The organism is Chryseobacterium culicis (assembly GCF_002979755.1).
In the GTDB taxonomy this organism is placed as follows: Bacteria; Bacteroidota; Bacteroidia; order Flavobacteriales; family Weeksellaceae; genus Chryseobacterium; species Chryseobacterium culicis_A.
Map to the genome: position 1 here is coordinate 2057141 of NZ_PCPP01000001.1, position 20761 is coordinate 2077901.

Genomic DNA, 20761 nt, shown 5'->3' on the forward strand with positions numbered 1-20761 from the left:
GCCATTCATCCCACTACTTTACTATTTATATATGTTATTTTTTAATCAGTTTATAAGTCTCTTTTTTACCGCCTTTCACAGAGTATTGTAAAATATAATCTCCTTTTGACAAGGATGAAACATCAATCTGTCCTTCTACAGCATTGAATGATTTCACCCTTTGTCCAACCATATTATAAATTTCTGCGTTCTCTATTTTTCCTGTTCCTTTAAAATATAGAATATCAGCAACAGGATTAGGATAAATACCTATACTGTTTTTTTCTTTTACAGCATCATTGACGGATAAAAATTCAGAAGTATCCAGATAAAAAGCGATCATCTGACCTGAAGCGTTCGTTCCTGAACCTGCAATTTTCTTTCCATCCTGTGAAATAGCCAGAGGAAGTCCCATTGTTACTCCATTCGTTGCAATTCCTAAGGATGCTGCATAATCATTCAGATTAATCCTTCCGGTAGCAGAGGTCCAGATAAAGCCTTCTCCCGACATTGGAGGGGCACCAAATGCTCTGTAATATCCGATAACTTTCTTCCCATCAGCAGAAATTCCTGTTGCACCTCCTTTGAAACTGAAAGAAGCATTAGGATGGGTAATATACGTTAATCCGCTTACAACATTCCAGACATAGGGATTAGGATTTGCCGATCCTATGATGGTATTTCCGTCTGCAGAAATCCCTCCTGCTTCCCCTACATTATTCCCGTTATTATCAGTAATAAAACTTTCTACTCCATCCTGCCATTTTGCACCGCTTCTCGTACCGTTTGATTCGTCCTGCCATCCTACAATTACTGTTCCTGCTGCATTAACTGCATTTGCTCTTGAACTGCGTCCGGAAACAATACTTCCCAGATCTACCATTCCGTTCACTTCATCCCATTTCACAGCGTGGGCATTCGCGGCAGTAAGAAACCCCAGCCCTACGATTGTATTTCCGTTGGTAGTCATTCCCCAGGTAGAGCTTACACTTCCGTCCCATCCGGTAGGAACAAGTCCGCCCCGGTTTACCCATGTGGCGGCAGCAACATCATACGTTGATATTTCATTAAATCCTGTTGCGGTATTGGTAATGGAAGATGATATTTTAGTTCCGTCATTCGAAACAATAGTTCTTCCTGCAGCCGGATATCCGTTTGAAATAGAACCTATCTGTACAAGTCCTCCTGCTGCATTCCATTTATAAATTCCTCCTGCGCTGGTATGCATACTTACCATTCCATTATCAGAAACTGCACCTACATTATAATTTCCTAAACCTATTACAGTAAGCTGCGCCTCTGCAAAACCAAATTTCAGGAAAAGACAAGCCGTCAATATTTTCATTGACATTCTGTAAAAATTTTTCATATTTTATTATATTTAGCGTTTCGAATTGGTGGAAACAATATTAATATAATATTTAGCCTATCCCAAGAAATAGGCTTTCATAATTCGTGAATTTCAAAAGAATTTAATTTTTAAAACACTCATAAACAAACAGATACAAAACAACATTTTGAATATGGATTTTACCAGAATTATTCAAAAAAACACAAAAAACAAATTATCAGAACAAAAATTATTTCAAAACAGCAGAAAAATATTCCTGTTTATTTTTATTTACAGCTCTTATTGTATCAATGGACAGTCCGGACCGGACTTTACTATTTTAGCCGATAAGGCATTTCTCAAGCTCTATCAGAATTCTGACGAATGCATCAGTTATACCCAGGGAATTCCGGTCAGTGATCAGAATACGGAACACAAAATTGTGCTGCAAAATATTATTTCACAAGCTTTTGCTATGAAGGGCGATTATGTACAGTCTGTGAATATTTTTGCTCAAAAAGAGGATAATAATCAGGCAAATGATCTTTCTTATAATATGCAGATCTTCAGTGATTATAATCTTGCGGATCAATATCAGAATCTGGGGTTGTACAACCAGTCGAAAAGAATTATTTCTCATCTTTTATCTGATCAGAAGCTCCTTAAAAGTAATGATCCGACTTTAAAAATCACTACCGCAAAACTGTATCAGCTTCAGGCTTTGAACTCTGGAATCAACAGGGATTATCCAACAGCATTGAAAAACCTTGATAAAAGCAATCAATATCTCAGTGGTCATAATGAAGAGAAGAGAATTTTAAAAATCGAAAACAGGATTTTCCGGTCTTCATATCTACTGAAGCAAAATAAACTCTCTGAATATAAACCCCTTATAGAAAGTATCATTTCAGATCTTGAACATCAGAAAAACAAACCTTTTCTGCTAGGGCTGGCTTATGAGAACCTATCCCAGTATTATTTCCTGAAACAGGATTATACAACAGCTATTGAAAAGCTGGAAACCGGGCTTGCATTGATTGAAAACCTTCCTTTCAACAATTTAAAAATTAAAATTTACGAATCACTGTCCCGTAATTACTACGCCATTCATAATGATGCAAAATACCATCAATACAATAAACTTTATACTGACTTAAAAACAAAAACAGATGTAAGTTCGAAAGAAGGAATACGGTATCTTGTGAAACTCGTTGAGACCAACCAGAATAAAAACATTGAATTTCAAAAACAGATATCACTCAGATCTTCCCTGTTTTTGATTATTGTTTTATCTTTAATTGTTATAGCCCTGCTTACCTATTTTTTACTCATTACAAGCAAAAATAAAGATTTAAAAAAGCAATTTGATTTCTTTGAAAAACAGATCAGCCAGAAACCTCAACCTACTTTATTAAGCAAAGCTCCTGCAGCAGCAAAAGATTCCGGATCTACCAAAATCTCCAGGGAAAAAGAAGATGAAATCCTCCAAAAGCTTGAAGAATTTGAAAAATCTGACCGCTATCTGAATAAAAATATGTCACTGTCTATGCTTTCTTCACAAATGGAAATCAATACAAAGTACTTATCCGAAGTCATCAATAATAAAGAAAAAAACTTCAACGGATATATTAACAAACTAAGGATCAATCACATTGTACAGTTATTAAGAAGTGATACTGCTTTTCTTAATTATAAAGTGAGTTACCTTGCAGAGTATTCAGGGTTTTCATCCCACAGTGCCTTCACAACCGTTTTCAAATCCGTCACCGGAATGTCTCCCAATGCCTATATTCAGGAAATCAGTAAAACTAAAGCCGTATGAAACTATTTTTAAAAATACTATCCCTGCTGCTGATCGCTTTTTATACTTTTACAAAAGCACAAAAGACACCAGACAGCGTCTTAATAAAAAAGGCTAAACTTGAAATTTATGACAACCCTGATAACACCATTAAAATTGGAGAACAATTATTAAAGAAATCTCATGATGTAAAGGCCTCCATTAATCTTTATATGCTTCTTTCCACAGCCAATATTGCTAAAAGGAACTTTGAAGAATCATTAAAATATATTTTAAAAGCAAAGGAACTTTCCCAGAAAACCAATGATCCCAAAAGCCAGTCAGGAGTACTGATCTCAGTGGCTATACAGTATCAGCAAATGGAGCTTTTCAGTAAAAGTCTTGAAACATTGAATGAAGCCGATCAGTATATTTCAAAAATCCCAGCCAAAAATCCTGAAAGATATATCGAGACGGCTGCAAGCTACGCCATTAGAGGAATGATTTATAAAAGCCAGTCCAATTCAGAAATTGCATTGGAAAAATTTCTGATTTCTATACAAAATTATGAAAAGGTTCCCTTGAAGAAAACAACTTATTCCAATATGAGTGTGGTGTATTACAATATTGGGTATTGCTATCTTAATCTCAATCAAATTGACAAAGCACAGGAAGCTTTTTTACAATCTATCGCCTTCGCCCGAAAGAATTATGCTAAAAGTCTGGAAGCCTTTGCCCTGAAAGGAATTGCTGAAATCCATAAACAAAAACATGAAAATCAATCTGCCATAAGCCTTTTACTAAAAGCTGAAAACCTTTGTAAAAATACCGGAGATATTATTCTGAATGAAGGACTTTACAAAGAATTGGCTGATAATTATCTTGCTATGGGACAGCAAAACCTCTATCAGCAGTATAATAAAAAATACCTGGAAATGCGTTTTAAAAGAAAGCAGAATGAACTGAAGTCCATTAATCAGGTGATTAACAATCACAATAAGGAAACCGCTTTGAAAAGTAAAAATCTGAAATCTTATTATCGCTATATTAAAATTGGATCTGTTCTGCTGGGATGTATTTTTATCGTTATCCTTTTATACTTTATTATAAAAATCAGAAAACAGAATAAAAAGTTTCAGAAAGAGATACAGCAGATGATAAGAACATCATAAACCATGAAAATAAAAAAACATCCCAAATTAGGATGTTTTTTATATTGTAACTGTTTAAACTTATCAAAAAAATTCGATGAACCATTAAGGATCATTTAAGGAATAAAGTATAGTTAAGATAAATCATTCTGATTTTTTAGGCTTAAAGCGAAGCTCATCTTAATACTCTCAACATCTTAATACCATCTTAATGTTTCAAAAAATAAACGTTTAAACAGATTTGCTTTATAATTAATTTATCTACCAATAACCTCAGTGATCGGGTTTCCTACATTTCCACTTGGGAACTGAATTTTCAATAGAGAAGATACAGTAGGAGCAATATCTGTCATGTGATATTCTTTATTGCTTTCTCCCTGTTTCACTCCCCATCCCATAAAGATTAATGGAATATGTGAGTCGTAAGAATTCCATACACTGTGTGTAGTTCCTGTTTTAGAATATGGAGGAAGCATAGAATCGTGAGAAATTAACTGGATATCTCCACTTCTCTGTCTGTTGATCCCATTGATAATTCTCTGTTTGATTGGTTCCGGAATACTCGCTTCCTGAACTTTATCTACAGAAACAGCATATAAAACAGTGGGATCTTTTTCAATTTCTTTTACTGTGAAATTTCTTACATCATCCAGTTCAAGCTTGCTATCTGCCAATACCTTTCTGTCAAAATAAATCTGATAGTTATCAATGGCATTAATCAATTTATCTGCTCCGAATTTATCTTTAAGTTTTTGGTTCAGATTCTTTTCAGCATCTTCCCCGAAGAAACCTGTCGTGATTTTATGTTCTTTAAGAAATCCTACAGAATGTGCTCCACCGTGGTCAGCAGATAGGAAAACTGTATATTCTCCTTTTCCTACTTTTGAATCCAAGTATTTGAAGAATTCTGCTAAATCCTGATCTAATCTGATATAAACATCTTCTACCTCAATAGAATTAGGTCCGAATTTATGTCCTGCATAATCTGTAGAGGCAAGGTTGATCGCTAAAAAGTCTGTAACAGCATCTCCACCTAGTTTTTCACCTTCAACAGAAGCTTCGGCTAACTTTAACGTCAACGTATTTCCGAAAGGTGTATAGCGGATATTATCTTTTTTAGTTTGGTAGTCTTTTGCTAAATTACTGTAAGGGAAAGTAGGTGTTTTTGCACTTCCCAACAGGCCTTCCCAAGGCGAATTGTCCGGTGCACTTTCCGTATATTCATTGATTGGAAGTAAAGTATTCCAACCGTTGGCTACTAATTTTTCAGGAAGATTCTGAGAGTTGAATGACTTCACCCATTGAGGAAGGTCATTCATATACCAGGTACTGGTAATAAAGTTTCCTGTACTGTCATCAAACCAGAAAGCTCCGTTTGGCGTGTGTCCTGCAGGAAGAATAGAAGCACGGTCTTTTAAAGAAACTCCTACTACTTTTCCCTGGAAGTTGGTAGCCAGCCTCAATTCGTCAGTCACCGTAGTAGACCAAAGGTTTTTGGGAGAATGGCTTCCTATTTTTACATTGGTGGTTCCCACAGGCTGAACGCTTTCATCCGCAGTACAGTACACGCCTTTTCCTGTTTCCTTATCTGTCCAGTCGTTTCCTGCAATTCCGTGGATAGCCGGTACAGATCCTGTATAGATACATGTATGTCCCAAAGCCGTAATGGTAGGAACATAAGGAATATGTACATTATTCAAAGAGTATCCTGTATTCAAAAGTCTTTTGAAACCGTCATTACCATATTTACCATAAAAACGGTATAAATAGTCCCAACGCATCTGGTCTACTACCAGACCTACAACTAATTTGGGTCTTTCCAGTTGAGTATTTTTGTTCTTCTGTGCATTGATTGTAACTACGGACAATAAAGTAGCTGCCGCAATTGAAATGTTCCTAAGCATCCAAGTAAATTTTTATTGATGACAAATTTAAGGGTTTTGAAAGTTTTGGAGTATGAAATTTTATTTAAATTTGATTATTGTACAATTATCAATCAATCTTCTATGATTTTAGGCATATACTGGTATTTCAAATTTCCGGATCATTTATATGACTTTACGTTTTTCAAATTCTATCCGGGATATGGCGGCCATGCCGATAATCCGGCTGAGCTGGCAGCAAGAGTTCAGGTTAAAAATATAGATGATTTTATGATGAAACTGGGAGAACTGAAATCAGACTTTAACAAAACCTATTTACATGTCAATACCGATGGGAATCAGTTGATCCTCAATATCGGAGATCATATGCTTTTTGATTTTCACTTTCAGTTTGCCATAGAAATTGAAAAGTTACTGATCTGTGAAAATGCAATACTATTAGATTCAAGCCTTCCTTTTACCCTACAATCCAGTAAAAGCTATCCTCCTGAAAAAGAAGAATTCAAAAGTATAGAACATCGGTTCATTCAGATGGTGGGTTCAGATTTAAAAAAAAGTAATGCTGAAAATTATACGGCCAGAATTGACTGTAATCTACCTTTAGAGCATAAACAAAGTCTTATTAATGATTTAGTACATATTTGCCGGGAGGAAAATCTCCATGTATTCTATTATCATGATTCTGATTTTAATGATCATTGCAATCTTATGCTATTTTTCAGCAATGGCAGGCAGAAAAAAGAGAATATCCAAAAGGTTGATATGAATTCTTTTGGAAGTAAAGTTCGTCAAATTACCTGGAAATATCCTCTTCATTTCGGTCATTTCGGAAGCTTCAAAGAGTATCCATTACAGGGGCCTCATATAGAACTGATGATAGACGAAGAATATATCATCAACAAAAAATAAAACCATTTTAATTCAATCATATGATCAAATTCAAATATGTCATTCTCTATGTGGAAGATGTAGAGCAGTCTATGAATTTTTATAAAAACACCTTTGGTTCTGAAATAAAGTTCATCACTCCTGAAAAAGATTATGGTGAGCTATTGACAGGAGAAACCACACTGTCATTTGCTTCTCTCAGTCTTGCGAATTCCAATATTAGAAAAGGATTTTTAAGCTCAAAAACTCAGGATAAGCCTTTCGGAATAGAACTGGGATTTACCACAGACCATGTAGAAGCCCTGGTAGAAAAGGCTATAAAAAACGGAGCTGTTCTTTATGAATATATCACAGTAAAACCATGGGGACAAAAAACAGCTTATATCCAAGATCCTGATCATTATCTGGTAGAAATCTGTACTGAAATTCAATAAGTCTAAAAATATTTGATGTGGAAATAAAAAAATTACAGAAATTATCCTCTAATCCAAGTTTAAAATGGGGACATAACGGCTATACAACAGAAATAAGATACATCGTTTCATCTATAGAATCTGGAGGTTCTTTTGAGTTTATTTTGAAAGAAAAGTCTTTGCCTTATACCAAAACCTGGGAAACAACTTCTGAAGAACTGGAAGAGCTCAATACAATTATTGAAAAGGAAAATTCTTTCGGTGCTTTTGTTGATGAAAAACTTGCAGGCTGGATTATTTGTGAACACAGGACATGGAACAACAGCTTTTATATCGAAAATATTCTGATCGATGAAAAGCATAGACGACAAGGAATCGGAATCAGCCTTATTAAAAGTGCGATCAAAGAAGCCAGAAGATTAAACTGCAGAGTTATTGAACTTGAAACACAAAATACCAACTATCCTGCGATACAGTTTTACAGAAGAATGGGATTCAATATTACCGGACTGAATACAAGACTCTATGAAAATGCAGAGGAAATCGCTCTTTTCATGACTTTAGATGTAGAATAAATCTCAAAATCTTACCATCTTTTAATTCTAATACGTTAAAACACTTGTTAGTGTGTTAAAAATTTTATACATTAGTAATCAACAAATTAAAATCTTATTACTATGAAAAACCTTAAAAAACTTAAAAGGAATCAGCTTGTACTGATCAGTGGAGGTGACACTCCCTATGCATTATGTGATATGGATGGAAATTGTCCGCCTACTATAGGCTCTTACTATTGTAGTGACGGTACCTGTTACAGAGTTTCCGGTGGTGGCGGTGGCAATCCCGGATGTAACGAACCAATGCGCCTTTGCCAGGAATGGGAAACAGGATGCGGATGCGTTTATATGTAAAATATTTTTGTTAGATAAAATTTTGTTGAGGGCGGTCTTTACCGCTCTTTTTTATGACCTTTTCAAAGGCAAAACATGCTTACATTCTCCGCAATTTCATTAATTTCGCAAAAACAGAAACTCCAATATCATGGAAAATCTTCTGAAATATATCAGATCTCTCACCCCATTTTCTGACGAAAGCTGGAAAACACTTCAGCCTGCTCTTTCAGAAAGGAATTACAGGAAAAATGAACTGATGTTACAGGAAGGTGAAATCTGCAACGCTTTATTTTACATTGATAAAGGATTTTGTAAGAGCTATTATGAAATAGAAGGAACCATAAAAAACACCGGATTTTTCTTTGAAAACGAAGTGGCCACCAATATCAGCAGTTTTGGAAGTGGTCAAAAGTCTGAATTTAATATCATCGCTTGTGAAGATCTGCATGCTATTATTTTTGATAAAACAAAATTATTTGAAGCAGCCAAAAATGCACCTGAAATTGAAACACTAGGCCGCCATTGTATCCGGGAATTTGCTTCCAGACAAGAAGAATTTTCAAATCTGTTCAAACTTTATACGGCAAAACAAAGACTGGAATATCTCGAAACCCGACATCCCGAAATGCTGCAACGTGTCTCACTCACTCAGCTGGCTTCATTTCTTGGAGTAGCAAGAGAAACATTAAGCAGAATCCGAAAACGAAGAATTACCCGTTAACGAATTACATCCAAAATAATATATGAAAACACTGATCTGGCAAGGAATCCTTTTCAAGTCTCTTGAATATTTTAATTTGCAATCTGATGATAGGAGTTATACTGTAACATCAAAAATCATCGGATCTTATGAAGACAAAATCTACGCTGTAAACTATAGCATTCTCATTGATAAAAACTGGATTATTCAGAGTTTTTTAATCGAATCTGAAATCAATAACAGGAAAAGAACACTTACAGGAAAAAGAATCCAGGATCAATGGGAAATCAATAATGCTGTACATCCTGAATTCAATAATTTCATATTCATAGATATCTCACTTACGCCATTCACCAATACTTTACCGATCAACAACTTAAAGCTTTCAGAAAACAGCTCTAAGAAGATTGATGTTATTTATATTGATGTTTTAAACCATCATATCAGACCTGTTCAGCAACAATACACCCGAACAGCGGTTAATAAATACCTGTATGAAAACATTGAAAACGATTTTAAAGCAGAAATTTCAGTGGATGAAAAGGGATTCGTTACAAATTATCCAGGACTGTTTGAAAAGATTGCAGAACATTGAGACATAAAACAATATCACAAATGATGAGATAAAGCTGCGGTCCTTGTTTTCACAGCAAAAATCTGATCCCCTTCCACCCAATATAACAAAGCATAAAAATAAATATGGATGTCAATTTTTTAGGATTAATTGGTAATGTAATAAGGCTAATTTTTATTTTCAAACTCAACTATAAACAACAACAGGAAGCATCTGAAAAAGATTTTGAAAAAGAAGAAAAAAAAGATATTACGGTAGGTTCTGTGGCTATAGTATTCATTATAATTACAGGGGTATTAGTATTTCAGTAATTAAATAATACTCAGCGTAATAAACATTCCTTTATAATTGTTATAAGGATATGAAAACAATTGCTCTCCTACTCTTTTTTTTCGTTTCCCTGACTGTCATTTCAGCTCAGAATCATCACTCCGAAGGTTTTTATGAAACTTCAGATCATGTAAAGATCAAGTACAAGGTCTCCGGAAAAGGAGAAGCCTGCATTTATATTCCCGGCGGTCCCGGACAGGGCTATCCATCGTTTGAACTGATGGGTGGAAACCATCTGGAAAAAAACATGCAGATGATTTATATGGATCAGCGGGGTTCCGGGGCATCCGGTACTTCGGAAAACTATCATCTTGATAAAATGATTCAGGATATAGAGGAACTGAGACAGCATCTCCAATTGAAAAAAATCTTTCTCCTCGCTCATTCCTTTGGGGGAATTATTGCGGTCAGTTATGCAAAAAAATATCCCCGGCATACGAAAGGGCTTATCCTTGCCAATGTCACGCTCCACTTCCTGAATGATGAGTCAGTGAAGGAACAGATTGAATACGGAAACAGTCTTTTACAGGCAAAAAACAAAGCTGTTCCTAAAGACAGTCTTACCTCAGAACTTTCAAAAATAAGCAGTGTATTAAGGAAAAAAAGAATCGGATATAAATTTCTGACTGAAGATATTGAAACCATAAAAGAATCCGATAAGATTGATTCTCTCCATCCCCGAATCATCGACTTCGGAATGGCCGTTATCTCAAAACCTAAAGACTTCCCGGAATATTATGCCGATTACGCTCCTATTACAAAAGATATCCCTGTTCCAGTATTGATCATCACCGGAAAAAAGGATAAAGCTGTCGGTACTCAGCATTATAAAACCTTCCGTTTTCCCAATCAGAAAGTAGTTTCCATTGATGGTGGCCACCTTTTGTACTACGAAAAAAATAAAGAGTTTGTGAACGCTGTCAGTCAGTTTGTGTATACAACAAAGTGATATTCTATTGATAAGTCTATAATAATAGGGGTTTCAGCGCGGCCTCCGGCCGCGCTGAAACCATTCCTACATTATAAAAGTTCCCGTAAACTCTTCATCAACTGCCTCTACCCACTTCCGAACTCCCTTTAGCCAGTTGTATAAGTCTCTTTAGACACTTCATGAACTGGCTATAACCAGTTAAGAACGGCCTCCAGCCCCTTCATCAACGGTCTCTACCCACTTATGTAACAGTCTGTATCCCCTTCATCAACCCCCTAGAGGCACTTATCCAGGGGTTCTACCCCCTTACAGAACACTCTCTATCCCCATAAACAACCAGGTCTACCCCCTTGGGTAAGGGGGTAGAGGGACTTATAGAAGGGGGTATAGGAAGTTCTGAAAGTCGCTGTAGATACCATTTTCAATGATTAGACTTGATTATGGTTTTCTGTAATGGTTCAGGTCAAAGAATCTTTAATTTTGAAATATTAAAACTATAATTATGAAAACATGCTTCAATATACTTCTGATTGCGATAACTTTAATCTTTATTAATTGTACCAATAATAAAAAAGATTCTGACACAATATTGAACTCTGAAAAAGAAAGTAATAATATTACAACTACAGAAAAGTTAAAATATGATAGTAGTGAAATAAAAAAAATTGATAGTAAAAAAGAATTAAGAAATGATGGTAATTTTAATCAAATGACTCTTTTTGTAGTGAATAGTAATATTAGTGTTGAACAGTTAAAAGCTTACTGCTCAAATGTTAAATCTAATTATACAGACGGATATTTCCAAATTTTAGTATTTTTTAAAAAGCCTAACAGTATAACGTTCCCAAACAACCCTCTAACTGGGCTTTACATGGAAGAAAAAGATTTGAAAAATATAAAAGCTATTTATACTATCAACAATATAAACGGATATAGCAAGTTAGATTACTATGAAAAAAATAACTGGGAGAGTATAGCCCAAACAGTTGAGATCAATTAATATCTCCGCTGGCGCGAGCGTCCTCGCTCGTGTCCCTCACAATAATTTAATTCAAAATTCACTTAACATCCTCCCTCGTGAGCCCATTAGATCTCTAAAAAATATATAACACAATAATGACAATGAGTTTTTAGTATTTTTATAATATGAGCAGAAAACACAAATTTCATGAAAAAGAAGGAGCTTATTTTATAAGCTTTGCCACAGTATTCTGGATAGATATTTTTATACGAATGGAATATTTTGATATTCTTATTGAAGCATTAAGATATTGTAGAAAAAACAAAGGAATGATTATTTTCGGATATTGTATCATGCCTAGTCATGTACATCTGTTATTCCGGTCAGAGAAATGCCAACCTTCAGAATTAATAAGAGATTTTAAAGGTTTTACAGCTAAAAAACTACTACAAGCTATTGAAGACAATACTCAGGAAAGCAGAAAAGAGTGGTTATTGTGGATGTTTAAAAAAGCAGGAAGCCAAAATTCTAATATAAAAAAGTATCAGTTTTGGCAACAAAATAATATGCCCCTAGAGATATGGTCATTAAAAGTATTTGAACAAAAACTAAATTATGTTCATCAGAATCCTGTAGAATCTGGATTCGTTATGGAACCTTGGGAATGGAAATACAGCAGTGCCAGAAATTATTGTGACGATTATGAGAGGATTCTTGAAATAGATGTTAATTTATAATGTGGACACGAGCGGGACGCTCGCGCCAGCAAATGATATTGTATTAACAATTTTACAAATATTAAGTTTTTGGCGCGGCCTCCGGCCGCGCCAAAAACTTTTCTCAATATTCAAGAATTTAAAAACAACCCCGGCCGTTTCAAATGAAACAGCCGGGGTTTATCTATTTTAATTCCTGCTTAAAGCAGGCTATTATTAAAATTTAAGATCTCCATTCACTTCTCTAACTGCATTAGCAGCTTCAGCGAATTTCAATTGCTCTTCAGCAGTCAAGGTTACGTTTACAATTGATTCTACTCCGTTTGCTCCGATAATTGCTGGAACACCAAGGCAGATATCATTTTGTCCGTATTCTCCTTCAAGCATTAAAGAACAAGGTATCATTTTCTTCTGGTCACATGCAATAGCCTGAACCATTACAGAAACAGCTGCACCTGGAGCATACCAAGCTGAAGTTCCTAATAATTTAGTAAGAGTAGCTCCTCCTACTTTAGTTTCTTCGATTACATATTTTTGTTGCTCATCACTCAAGAATTCAGTTACAGGAACCCCATTTCTTGTCGCTTTGCTCAATAATGGAAGCATACCTGTATCACTGTGAGCAGCGATTACCATACCGTCAACATCAGAAATTGGAGCTTCCAATGCTTCAGCTAATCTGTATTTGAATCTTGCAGAGTCTAATGCACCACCCATTCCGATGATTTTGTGCTTAGGAAGACCTGAAGTTTTGTGAACAAGGTAAGCCATAGTATCCATTGGGTTAGAAACCACGATGATGATTACTTCCGGAGAATGTTTTACTAAGTTTTCAGTAACTTCTTTCACGATACCAGCGTTGATACCGATTAATTCTTCTCTTGTCATTCCAGGTTTTCTTGGAATCCCTGAAGTGATTACTGCTACATGAGAACCTGCAGTTTTGCTGTAATCTCCTGTTGTACCCGTAATTTTTGTATCAAATCCGTTAAGAGATGCTGTCTGCATCAAGTCCATTGCTTTTCCTTCAGCAAACCCTTCTTTAATGTCTACCAAAACTACTTCTGAACAGAAGTTCTTCATTGCGATGTATTCTGCACAGCTTGCTCCTACAGCGCCTGCACCTACTACAGTTACTTTCATATTGTTACTTTTTAAAAATTATTTTTTGTTAGTTAAGTTTAAATTTGAAACTCCCCAAATTTAACAATTCCTGAAAAATTGAGCAATTTTTCAGGAATTTAATTAGAATTAAAATAAATTAGTTGACGTTCAGTAAAAACGTATATAATTTTTTCGCACCGGAAAGCACTTCATTGTAGTTTTCTTCAGTTACCTCTGTATCCAGAACTTCTTTAAAATTCTTCCACATAGGCCCTGTATTTTCCTGATAACATCCGAAAAAATTGAAGGTAACCTCATCAAATCCTTCCGTTTTAGAAAGCTGTTTTGCAATTACATTTCCACCCAGGGTAGAACCTTCAATCACATACATGGCTCCAAGTGCTTCATGCTCGTTATTGAAATCCAGAGGATGAGATACTTCCTGATTTTCCAGAGAAAGGCTTTTCAGGTCTTTTTCAATAAGGGAGAGTTTTTTTCTAGCATCCAGCTGAAGTTTCTCTGCATACTTACCGGAAAGGCTGTTGAATATTTTATCTTCACTGTGAAGAAGCATCAGGTAATTGGTGTGGATAATCTTTTTATAATCCTCTAAAGTGAAAGTTTTGTTAAAAATCTTTTCAGAATTAAAAAGTTTTTCTGCTGCATCGTGATAATCTGCTGTATTCTGTTTAAGATATTCTGATACCATACATAACGTTTTAAAAGTTTCTCAAATATAAGGCTTTTTGAACGTTAAAATAAAAGAAGTTCCCTCACTGTTGCTTTCAAAATCCACATTTCCTCCCAATCTTTTCATAATGCGGTGTACAATAGACAGCCCTACTCCGTTTCCTTTAAACTTCTTGGCATTATCCATTCTGTTGAAGATTTTAAACATCTTATGTTTCTCCTCTTCAGGAATACCAATACCATTATCAGAAATCCTGTAAATAATAGTCTGAACGTCTTCAGTTCCTTCAATTTCTACTTGCGGAAGATCTTTGTGGGACGAATACTTCACTGCATTATTGATGATATTCAAAAATACCTGATGAAGCAGGGTTTTATCAGCCATGACATCCGGGCATTCCTTAATGATAATTTCACTGTTCGGACTGCCGTAGGTCATCTTGGCGTTTGCAGAAATTTTCTCAATTGTATGAGCCGTTTCAAGACTTTCAAGCTGTATTTCGCTATGCTTGGCACGGCTGAGCTGCAGTACGTCATGCATCATTTCCGCCATATTGTCGATTTCCTCGATAATCGAATTAATCTTGGTCTTGCTTTTTTCAGAATCATCTCTAAGATTTCCCAAAAGCATTTGAGCATTCAGCTTCATTACAGTCAAAGGAGTTCCCAGATCATGGGATATGGTATAAGAAAAACTGTCAAGCTCTTCATTTACTTTTTTAAGCTCATCATTAAGCCTTTTGATCGCATTATAATTTTTATGAGAAGTTTCTAAAATGAGGTCCCTTACAGCCTGTACAGCACTCACATTTCTGGAATTCCATCTTTTAGAATACCCTTTGATATTTTCAGTAAAAATACGGAAGGAAGTTCTGGGTGATATCATCTGTCTTTCTTCGCCATTCTGAGAAAACACACTTATTCTTTTCTCTGGATTTCCAGCCCAGTTGATATGTTCATCAAACTCTTTCCGAAACCAGATCAGCATTTCATTTTTATCTCTTTCAATAAAGTAAATAACAATTCCTGCTGCATTTTCAGACAGATCCAGCTCTTTGCCATGATCTTTAAGGAAGTTTCGGCTCACATAGATCAGATCACTGGTATTTTCAAGTGCCCATTGTGCAATGGTATTAATACTTTCCAACCCAGGAGTATTTCCGTCTGTCACAATATTCTCATCCGAAACAATGGCAAGTCCGTCTGCCTCAGGTAAGTTTCGGATCTCTTTTTTACATTCGATAAGAGAATCAAACAGGTTATGATGCTTTAGAAATTCCGTTTTCATCTGAGACATTTTCTCATTCAGTTCCAAACGGTAGTTCAGCTCACTTTTAGATTTAAAAGATGAATAGGCATTCGCAGCCAGTGTGGTAAAAATTCCGGCTTGTACTCTATCCTCAAGGTCAATATGCTTGGGTTCTACATTCTGGCAGGTAACCAAGCCCCAAAGATGATCATCAATAATAATAGAAACACTGAAGCTTGAAGCCGCACCCGAATTTTTAAGATACTGCCCATGAACAGGCGACATCCCTCTGGAAGCTGAAAAAGTAAGATCAATACTTTCCGTACTTTTGCTTAAAATAGGAACAGTATCAGCATATACATTACTGAAAATTCTTTTTCTTTTTTTCAGATAAAGATCCCGTGCCTGTTTCGGAATATCAGACTCCGGATAATGAAGCCCCAGAAAACTTTCCATATTTTCATTTTTTCTTTCGGCAATTACCTTTCCGGAACCGTCCATCATGAATTTATAGACCATCATCCGGTCATAGTTTACCACCTTTGACAGCGTTTCCAGAAGATGATTCCAGAGTTCTTTTTCGTTATCAATGATGTAAAAATTATCATACTTATTGGAAATCCTCTTGTCAGGATTGATCAGGACTTCTTCGAATTCAAGAAAAATGGAAGATTCACTCCTGAAAACAGAAAAGTGATACTCTTTTTCGTTGATAAAAATTTTGTCGAAATAGGTTTCGTTTTTACGTCTGGTAAACCTTTCCAGAGAAGTATATATTTCTGAATTGATAATACTCTGAAAACTTTCCGGAAAGTCTGTAATCTTCTTTTCGAAAAGCTTTTCCGGGCTTTCGATGGTAAATATATCCGAGATATTCCTGCTAAAAAAAGTGATGGTATGGGATTCCGCATCAATGCCTATCAAATAGCCAAAACTTTGTATAGAACCCGGAATATGGATAGGTTCTTCATGACATTCTACAAAATTCATATATCTCTTCAGTCTATTAATCAAATATAGCGTTTTTTTGAACAGTGTTCACTTTTGTGGTATCTAATTTCAAAGCTCACTCTACGACGCATTCATGGGAGATAACGGATAAAAAATGTATAAAAAACGCATTTAAATATTCTTCATTTTTACCCCTTTTTTATGCCATGTTTCTAAAATATACGAAAAAAAATCCAATAATCAGGTTATGCACTCTTTAATCATGATTCATAACATGGATTACAGATTATTAACTCTAATAATTGTTTTATTTAAACAATTTTCGCTAAATTTATATCACCAAATAATGAATATGATCAAAATTAATTGAATTATTCACAATAAATTCAATATAAAATTTAAATTCAAATAATACTATTATGAAAAAGTTCCCATTAATTTTATTTTCTCTGATCCTCTCTGTAGGATTATGGAATCCATCAGAAGCATGTACAAGGGTAGTTTACAAAGGACCACAGAACACCGTTATTACAGCCCGTTCTATGGACTGGCGTGATGAAATCCCTGCCAATTTATGGGTTTTGCCAAAAGGTATAGACCGTAACGGGCAGGTAGGTTCTAAATCAGTAAAATGGACTGCCAAATACGGAAGCCTCGTCAGTACGTCATGGGATATTGCATCATCAGACGGAATGAACGAAAAAGGATTGGTTGCTAATCTGCTTTGGCTGGGAGAATCTCAATATCCAAAATTCGATGGAAAAGGAAGTAAAAAGGGAATTGCCATCTCATTATGGGCACAATATTATCTTGATAATTTCGCCACCGTAAAAGAAGCTGTAGAGCATTCACAAAAAGAACCGTTCGTGATTGTAAGCGATTATATTCCAGGAACAGAGAGATTTACTACCGTTCACCTTTCCATTTCCGATGCTTCAGGAGACAGTGCCGTATTCGAATATATTAACGGAAAACTGGTGATCCACCATGATCCTTCTTACACCGTTATGACCAACTCTCCTATTTTTGAGGAACAGCTCGCTCTTAACAATTACTGGAAAGGGATTCCCGGAACAGTTATGCTTCCTGGGACTAACCGCGCTGCAGACCGCTTTGTGAGAGCTTCATACTACATCAATGCAATTCCGCAGACTGCCGATACCCGCACAGCAGTAGCCAGTGTTTTCAGTGTCATCAGAAACTGTTCTGTACCTTATGGAATCTCTTCCGCTACCGAACCCAATATTTCATCCACAAGATGGCGTTCTGTTTCGGATCAGAAAAACCTGGTATATTATTTTGAAACCGTTTTCACTCCCAACACGTTCTGGGTAGATCTTAAAGATTTTGATTTAAGTTCTAAAGGAAAAGTGATGAAACTGGATCTTAGTGATAACCGCACTTATAATGGAAAATCCAATGCAGAGTTTAAAGAATCTGCACCCTTCACATTCTTAGGATTAAAATAGATATTTCGCCACAAAAAATGCTTGCGCTTAGTAAACAATGCCCTAAGTATGCCCCATTATGATTTGACGAGATACTAAAACGGGTTGGATAAGCAGTTGTGGTAAAATAGATTTCACAATAAAAAAACAAAAATAGATATGGCCTTTTTTTCGATTAAAAAGAAAAGCCTGATCCTGTGCATGCTGGCCTGTGCCTTATCAGTCCATGCACAAAATCAGGATTCTCTGAAGACCACACCTCCTCCACAGGAAGAAGACAATGTAAAATATCCACAGCTGCAGATCAAAGGCCTTTTTCAGGCACGTTATCTGGTAGGAATGTCTAAAGATGTTGATGTAAACGGGCTTCATCATACCGATGGCTCCGGAACTGATAATAATTTCATGCTCAAATACATGAGGGTTCAGGTTCGCGCACAGATCAGTAAACGAACGGAAGTTGTTGTTTTGGCTAACCTTGCCGATTTTAAAAATGACCCCAAAAGCAGAGTTCTTGAAAACGCTTATCTGAAGTATACCTTCAATCCTAAATTAGCCATTACTGTAGGACAGTTCAGACCTTGGTTCGGTATTGAAGAGACTTATCCTATTGATATTATCAAATCTCTAGACTGGTCCAATCAATATACGGAATTTGGAAAACTGGGCTGGACAAGTTTCCAGATCGGAATGTCTGCCACAGGACAACTTCAACTCGGGGAAATCCCTTTCCAATATGCTGTTTCAGTAGTGAATGGAAATGGAAAGAATCAGATCAATGATAATGACAACGGAAAGCAGTATTCTACCCGTCTTGTTTTCGGATTATCTAAAAAATACCATTTCAATGTAGGGCTGAATGGAGGTACCGGAGAAGTCTTCAGCAAAAAGGTGTATGCCTTAGGTATAGATCTAAGCTCACTGATCCAGTTTGATCCAAAATGGAGCCTTGATATGCAGCTGGAAGCTAAACAGGCTACCAACCATGTTCTGTACAACTCCATTGCCCCGGAATTACGTCCTGAAAATCCCGATCAGTATTTGATACGAGGAGCCTACTTCCTGCCGAATCTGAGATACGAGATCAACCACAAAAATCTCAGTGCTTTCGAATTATCCTGCCGCTACGAATATCTTGACACCAATTTCAGAATGGCTTCTAACCCAAGACAGACCATTACCCCAATGTTCGGATTGGAATTCCTGAAAAATTACGGGGCAAGAATTCAGCTGGGAGTACAATTTGACCGCTACAAATATCAGGTGGAAAACACCTCACAATACAACAACAATCTATTTATAGTGCAAGTTCAGAGTAGATTTTAACGATTAAATAGTTAGTATCATGAAAGAAATTAATATCAAAAACGTAGCGATCACATTTGTTGTTGCGTTAATTATATGGTTCATCCCTGCTCCGGAGGGTGTTGCAGAAAATGCCTGGCATCTTTTTGCCATCTTTGCGGCAACTATTTTAGGGATCATTCTTAAAGCGGCTCCAATGGGTACGATGTGTATGATGGCCATTGGTTTTACAGCCCTTACACAGGTAGTTGCTCCGGGAGATGCCGGAAAATCCATTACCAAAGCTCTTTCCGGTTTTGGAGACAAAGTAATCTGGCTGATCGGAATTTCATTCTTTATTGCCAGAGGATTTATCAAAACAGGATTGGGAAACCGTATCGCCTTTTTATTCATCAGAGTCTTTGGTAAAAGTTCACTGGGACTTGCTTACGGATTAGGACTTGCTGATGTTTGTCTGGCTCCTGCTATTCCGAGTAATACAGCAAGAGGTGGTGGGATTATCTACCCTATTATGAAATCTATGGCAATAAGCTTCGATTCCGTTCCTGAAAAACCGGAAACCCATAGAAAACTAGGATCATTCCTGACTTTGAACAGCTATTATATGAACCTCATCGCTTCTTCCATGTTCCTTACCGGGACAGCCAGTAACCCGATGTGTCAGAAATTTGCCGCCAATCTTGGGATTGATATTACCTGGATGTCATGGGCTGCAGCAGGTTTCATTCCCGGTGCGGTAGCGTTCTTTGTTGTTCCTTTGGTATTGTACAAATTATATCCGCCTGAACTGAAAAAAACAGGTGATGCTCCAAAAATGGCCGCTCAGAAATTAAAAGAAATGGGACCTATTTCCAGAAACGAATGGCTGATGCTGCTAGCATTTTTTATTCTGCTGGCCCTTTGGATATTTGGAGGAGCACTTTCTATTGATGCTACCACTACAGCATTCATCGGATTAACACTATTGCTGTTAACTTCAGTATTAACCTGGGAAGATGTAAAAGGAGAAAAAGGAGCATGGGATACTATCGTTTGGTTCGCTGTACTGGTGATGATGGCAAGCTCTTTAAATGAATTAGGTTTCATTGGATGGTTCAGTAACCTTATCAAAGTACAAATTGGAGGTTTGAGCTGGCAGGTAGCCTTCCCGGTTATTATTATAGTCTATTTCTTCAGTCACTATATTTTTGCCAGTGCTACCGCTCACGTAGCGGCTATGTATGCAGCATTACTAGGTGTTGGGGTTTCTTTGGGAATCCCTCCAATGTTACTGGCAATGATGCTTGGTTTCATGGGTTCTATTTATGGAGTGCTTACCCATTATGGCCACGGTCCGGCTCCGGTATTCTTCGGAAGTGGATATGTAGATCTCAAAGCCTGGTGGGTAAGAGGTCTTGAAATAGGAATCGTACTATTGATCATTTATATGGTTGTAGGAGGATTGTGGATGAAAGTCTTAGGATATTATTAATTATTAAATCAAAA

Annotated in this window: 20 protein-coding genes; 15 read left to right on the top strand and 5 right to left on the bottom strand. The window is 36.3% G+C overall.

Annotated elements, in window-relative coordinates; all coding sequences use genetic code 11:
• Nucleotides 1–34 precede the first annotated feature (34 nt).
• Complete coding sequence (locus CQ022_RS09320; RefSeq protein ID WP_105681141.1) at nucleotides 35–1348, bottom strand: T9SS type A sorting domain-containing protein; 1314 nt, start codon at nucleotides 1346–1348, stop codon at nucleotides 35–37.
• A 154-nt stretch (nucleotides 1349–1502) separates the two neighbouring features.
• Here CQ022_RS09320 and CQ022_RS09325 point away from each other — a divergent pair, with 154 nt between their 5' ends.
• On the top strand, nucleotides 1503–3131 hold the full coding sequence (locus tag CQ022_RS09325) for a helix-turn-helix domain-containing protein (protein ID WP_105681142.1): 1629 nt from the start codon (nucleotides 1503–1505) through the stop codon (nucleotides 3129–3131).
• Nucleotides 3128–4261 (top strand): hypothetical protein, encoded by a 1134-nt coding sequence (locus CQ022_RS09330; RefSeq protein WP_105681143.1) that lies wholly within the window; start codon nucleotides 3128–3130, stop codon nucleotides 4259–4261. The genes CQ022_RS09325 and CQ022_RS09330 overlap by 4 nt, the downstream gene beginning before the upstream one ends.
• Before the next feature lie 236 nt (nucleotides 4262–4497).
• On the opposite strand, the gene pafA is transcribed toward CQ022_RS09330, so the two are convergent.
• Nucleotides 4498–6144: an alkaline phosphatase PafA gene (gene pafA / locus CQ022_RS09335; protein ID WP_105681144.1), complete on the bottom strand. Its 1647-nt coding sequence runs from the start codon at nucleotides 6142–6144 to the stop codon at nucleotides 4498–4500.
• A 102-nt stretch (nucleotides 6145–6246) separates the two neighbouring features.
• Here pafA and CQ022_RS09340 point away from each other — a divergent pair, with 102 nt between their 5' ends.
• The 10 genes from CQ022_RS09340 to CQ022_RS09385 all read left to right on the top strand — a co-directional run bounded on the left by CQ022_RS09340 (nucleotide 6247) and on the right by CQ022_RS09385 (nucleotide 12550).
• The gene (locus tag CQ022_RS09340; RefSeq protein WP_123864415.1) at nucleotides 6247–7032 is read left to right on the top strand and encodes a hypothetical protein; all 786 of its coding nucleotides are present in this window, start codon (nucleotides 6247–6249) and stop codon (nucleotides 7030–7032) included.
• A 20-nt stretch (nucleotides 7033–7052) separates the two neighbouring features.
• On the top strand, nucleotides 7053–7445 hold the full coding sequence (locus CQ022_RS09345) for a VOC family protein (RefSeq protein ID WP_105681146.1): 393 nt from the start codon (nucleotides 7053–7055) through the stop codon (nucleotides 7443–7445).
• Between the two features lie 17 nt (nucleotides 7446–7462).
• A complete protein-coding gene (locus CQ022_RS09350; RefSeq protein ID WP_105681147.1) occupies nucleotides 7463–7999 on the top strand; it encodes a GNAT family N-acetyltransferase in 537 nt (178 codons plus the stop codon).
• A 102-nt stretch (nucleotides 8000–8101) separates the two neighbouring features.
• On the top strand, nucleotides 8102–8335 hold the full coding sequence (locus CQ022_RS09355) for a hypothetical protein (RefSeq protein ID WP_047379510.1): 234 nt from the start codon (nucleotides 8102–8104) through the stop codon (nucleotides 8333–8335).
• Nucleotides 8336–8465: 130 nt separating this feature from the next.
• Entirely contained in the window at nucleotides 8466–9038 is a 573-nt protein-coding gene (locus CQ022_RS09360; protein ID WP_105681148.1) for a Crp/Fnr family transcriptional regulator, read from the top strand.
• 22 nt (nucleotides 9039–9060) lie between these two features.
• Nucleotides 9061–9612 carry a putative glycolipid-binding domain-containing protein gene (locus tag CQ022_RS09365; protein WP_105681149.1) on the top strand — a complete coding sequence of 184 codons (552 nt, stop codon included), beginning with the start codon at nucleotides 9061–9063 and terminating at the stop codon, nucleotides 9610–9612.
• A 104-nt stretch (nucleotides 9613–9716) separates the two neighbouring features.
• Complete coding sequence (locus tag CQ022_RS09370; RefSeq protein ID WP_105681150.1) at nucleotides 9717–9902, top strand: hypothetical protein; 186 nt, start codon at nucleotides 9717–9719, stop codon at nucleotides 9900–9902.
• Nucleotides 9903–9952: 50 nt separating this feature from the next.
• On the top strand, nucleotides 9953–10870 hold the full coding sequence (locus CQ022_RS09375) for an alpha/beta fold hydrolase (RefSeq protein ID WP_105681151.1): 918 nt from the start codon (nucleotides 9953–9955) through the stop codon (nucleotides 10868–10870).
• Between the two features lie 484 nt (nucleotides 10871–11354).
• Nucleotides 11355–11852, top strand: a complete 498-nt coding sequence (locus CQ022_RS09380; RefSeq protein ID WP_105681152.1) for a hypothetical protein — start codon at nucleotides 11355–11357, stop codon at nucleotides 11850–11852.
• A 146-nt stretch (nucleotides 11853–11998) separates the two neighbouring features.
• Complete coding sequence (locus CQ022_RS09385; protein ID WP_105681153.1) at nucleotides 11999–12550, top strand: REP-associated tyrosine transposase; 552 nt, start codon at nucleotides 11999–12001, stop codon at nucleotides 12548–12550.
• A gap of 195 nt (nucleotides 12551–12745) precedes the next feature.
• Here CQ022_RS09385 and CQ022_RS09395 read toward each other — a convergent pair whose 3' ends face one another.
• From CQ022_RS09395 to CQ022_RS09405, 3 genes are all read right to left on the bottom strand, one after another.
• A complete protein-coding gene (locus tag CQ022_RS09395; protein WP_034699354.1) occupies nucleotides 12746–13672 on the bottom strand; it encodes a malate dehydrogenase in 927 nt (308 codons plus the stop codon).
• Between the two features lie 118 nt (nucleotides 13673–13790).
• Nucleotides 13791–14342 (bottom strand): biliverdin-producing heme oxygenase, encoded by a 552-nt coding sequence (locus tag CQ022_RS09400; protein WP_105681154.1) that lies wholly within the window; start codon nucleotides 14340–14342, stop codon nucleotides 13791–13793.
• A 21-nt stretch (nucleotides 14343–14363) separates the two neighbouring features.
• Entirely contained in the window at nucleotides 14364–16562 is a 2199-nt protein-coding gene (locus CQ022_RS09405; RefSeq protein WP_105681155.1) for an ATP-binding protein, read from the bottom strand.
• Nucleotides 16563–16942: 380 nt separating this feature from the next.
• On the opposite strand from CQ022_RS09405, the gene CQ022_RS09410 reads away from it, so the two are divergent.
• From CQ022_RS09410 to CQ022_RS09420, 3 genes are all read left to right on the top strand, one after another.
• Entirely contained in the window at nucleotides 16943–17992 is a 1050-nt protein-coding gene (locus CQ022_RS09410) for a linear amide C-N hydrolase (RefSeq protein WP_105681156.1), read from the top strand.
• A 138-nt stretch (nucleotides 17993–18130) separates the two neighbouring features.
• Complete coding sequence (locus CQ022_RS09415; protein WP_105681157.1) at nucleotides 18131–19297, top strand: porin; 1167 nt, start codon at nucleotides 18131–18133, stop codon at nucleotides 19295–19297.
• Between the two features lie 19 nt (nucleotides 19298–19316).
• Complete coding sequence (locus CQ022_RS09420) at nucleotides 19317–20747, top strand: anion permease (RefSeq protein ID WP_079242846.1); 1431 nt, start codon at nucleotides 19317–19319, stop codon at nucleotides 20745–20747.
• Nucleotides 20748–20761 lie beyond the last annotated feature (14 nt).

What these genes read in the sequence shown, in the direction of transcription:
- CQ022_RS09320 (WP_105681141.1), bottom strand. Translation starts at nt 1,348, where the DNA reads ATGAAAAATTTTTACAGAATGTCAATGAAAATATTGACGGCTTGTCTT.
- CQ022_RS09325 (WP_105681142.1), top strand. Translation starts at nt 1,503, where the DNA reads ATGGATTTTACCAGAATTATTCAAAAAAACACAAAAAACAAATTATCA.
- CQ022_RS09330 (WP_105681143.1), top strand. Translation starts at nt 3,128, where the DNA reads ATGAAACTATTTTTAAAAATACTATCCCTGCTGCTGATCGCTTTTTAT.
- pafA (WP_105681144.1), bottom strand. Translation starts at nt 6,144, where the DNA reads ATGCTTAGGAACATTTCAATTGCGGCAGCTACTTTATTGTCCGTAGTT.
- CQ022_RS09340 (WP_123864415.1), top strand. Translation starts at nt 6,247, where the DNA reads ATGATTTTAGGCATATACTGGTATTTCAAATTTCCGGATCATTTATAT.
- CQ022_RS09345 (WP_105681146.1), top strand. Translation starts at nt 7,053, where the DNA reads ATGATCAAATTCAAATATGTCATTCTCTATGTGGAAGATGTAGAGCAG.
- CQ022_RS09355 (WP_047379510.1), top strand. Translation starts at nt 8,102, where the DNA reads ATGAAAAACCTTAAAAAACTTAAAAGGAATCAGCTTGTACTGATCAGT.
- CQ022_RS09360 (WP_105681148.1), top strand. Translation starts at nt 8,466, where the DNA reads ATGGAAAATCTTCTGAAATATATCAGATCTCTCACCCCATTTTCTGAC.
- CQ022_RS09365 (WP_105681149.1), top strand. Translation starts at nt 9,061, where the DNA reads ATGAAAACACTGATCTGGCAAGGAATCCTTTTCAAGTCTCTTGAATAT.
- CQ022_RS09370 (WP_105681150.1), top strand. Translation starts at nt 9,717, where the DNA reads ATGGATGTCAATTTTTTAGGATTAATTGGTAATGTAATAAGGCTAATT.
- CQ022_RS09375 (WP_105681151.1), top strand. Translation starts at nt 9,953, where the DNA reads ATGAAAACAATTGCTCTCCTACTCTTTTTTTTCGTTTCCCTGACTGTC.
- CQ022_RS09380 (WP_105681152.1), top strand. Translation starts at nt 11,355, where the DNA reads ATGAAAACATGCTTCAATATACTTCTGATTGCGATAACTTTAATCTTT.
- CQ022_RS09385 (WP_105681153.1), top strand. Translation starts at nt 11,999, where the DNA reads ATGAGCAGAAAACACAAATTTCATGAAAAAGAAGGAGCTTATTTTATA.
- CQ022_RS09395 (WP_034699354.1), bottom strand. Translation starts at nt 13,672, where the DNA reads ATGAAAGTAACTGTAGTAGGTGCAGGCGCTGTAGGAGCAAGCTGTGCA.
- CQ022_RS09400 (WP_105681154.1), bottom strand. Translation starts at nt 14,342, where the DNA reads ATGGTATCAGAATATCTTAAACAGAATACAGCAGATTATCACGATGCA.
- CQ022_RS09405 (WP_105681155.1), bottom strand. Translation starts at nt 16,562, where the DNA reads ATGAATTTTGTAGAATGTCATGAAGAACCTATCCATATTCCGGGTTCT.
- CQ022_RS09410 (WP_105681156.1), top strand. Translation starts at nt 16,943, where the DNA reads ATGAAAAAGTTCCCATTAATTTTATTTTCTCTGATCCTCTCTGTAGGA.
- CQ022_RS09415 (WP_105681157.1), top strand. Translation starts at nt 18,131, where the DNA reads ATGGCCTTTTTTTCGATTAAAAAGAAAAGCCTGATCCTGTGCATGCTG.
- CQ022_RS09420 (WP_079242846.1), top strand. Translation starts at nt 19,317, where the DNA reads ATGAAAGAAATTAATATCAAAAACGTAGCGATCACATTTGTTGTTGCG.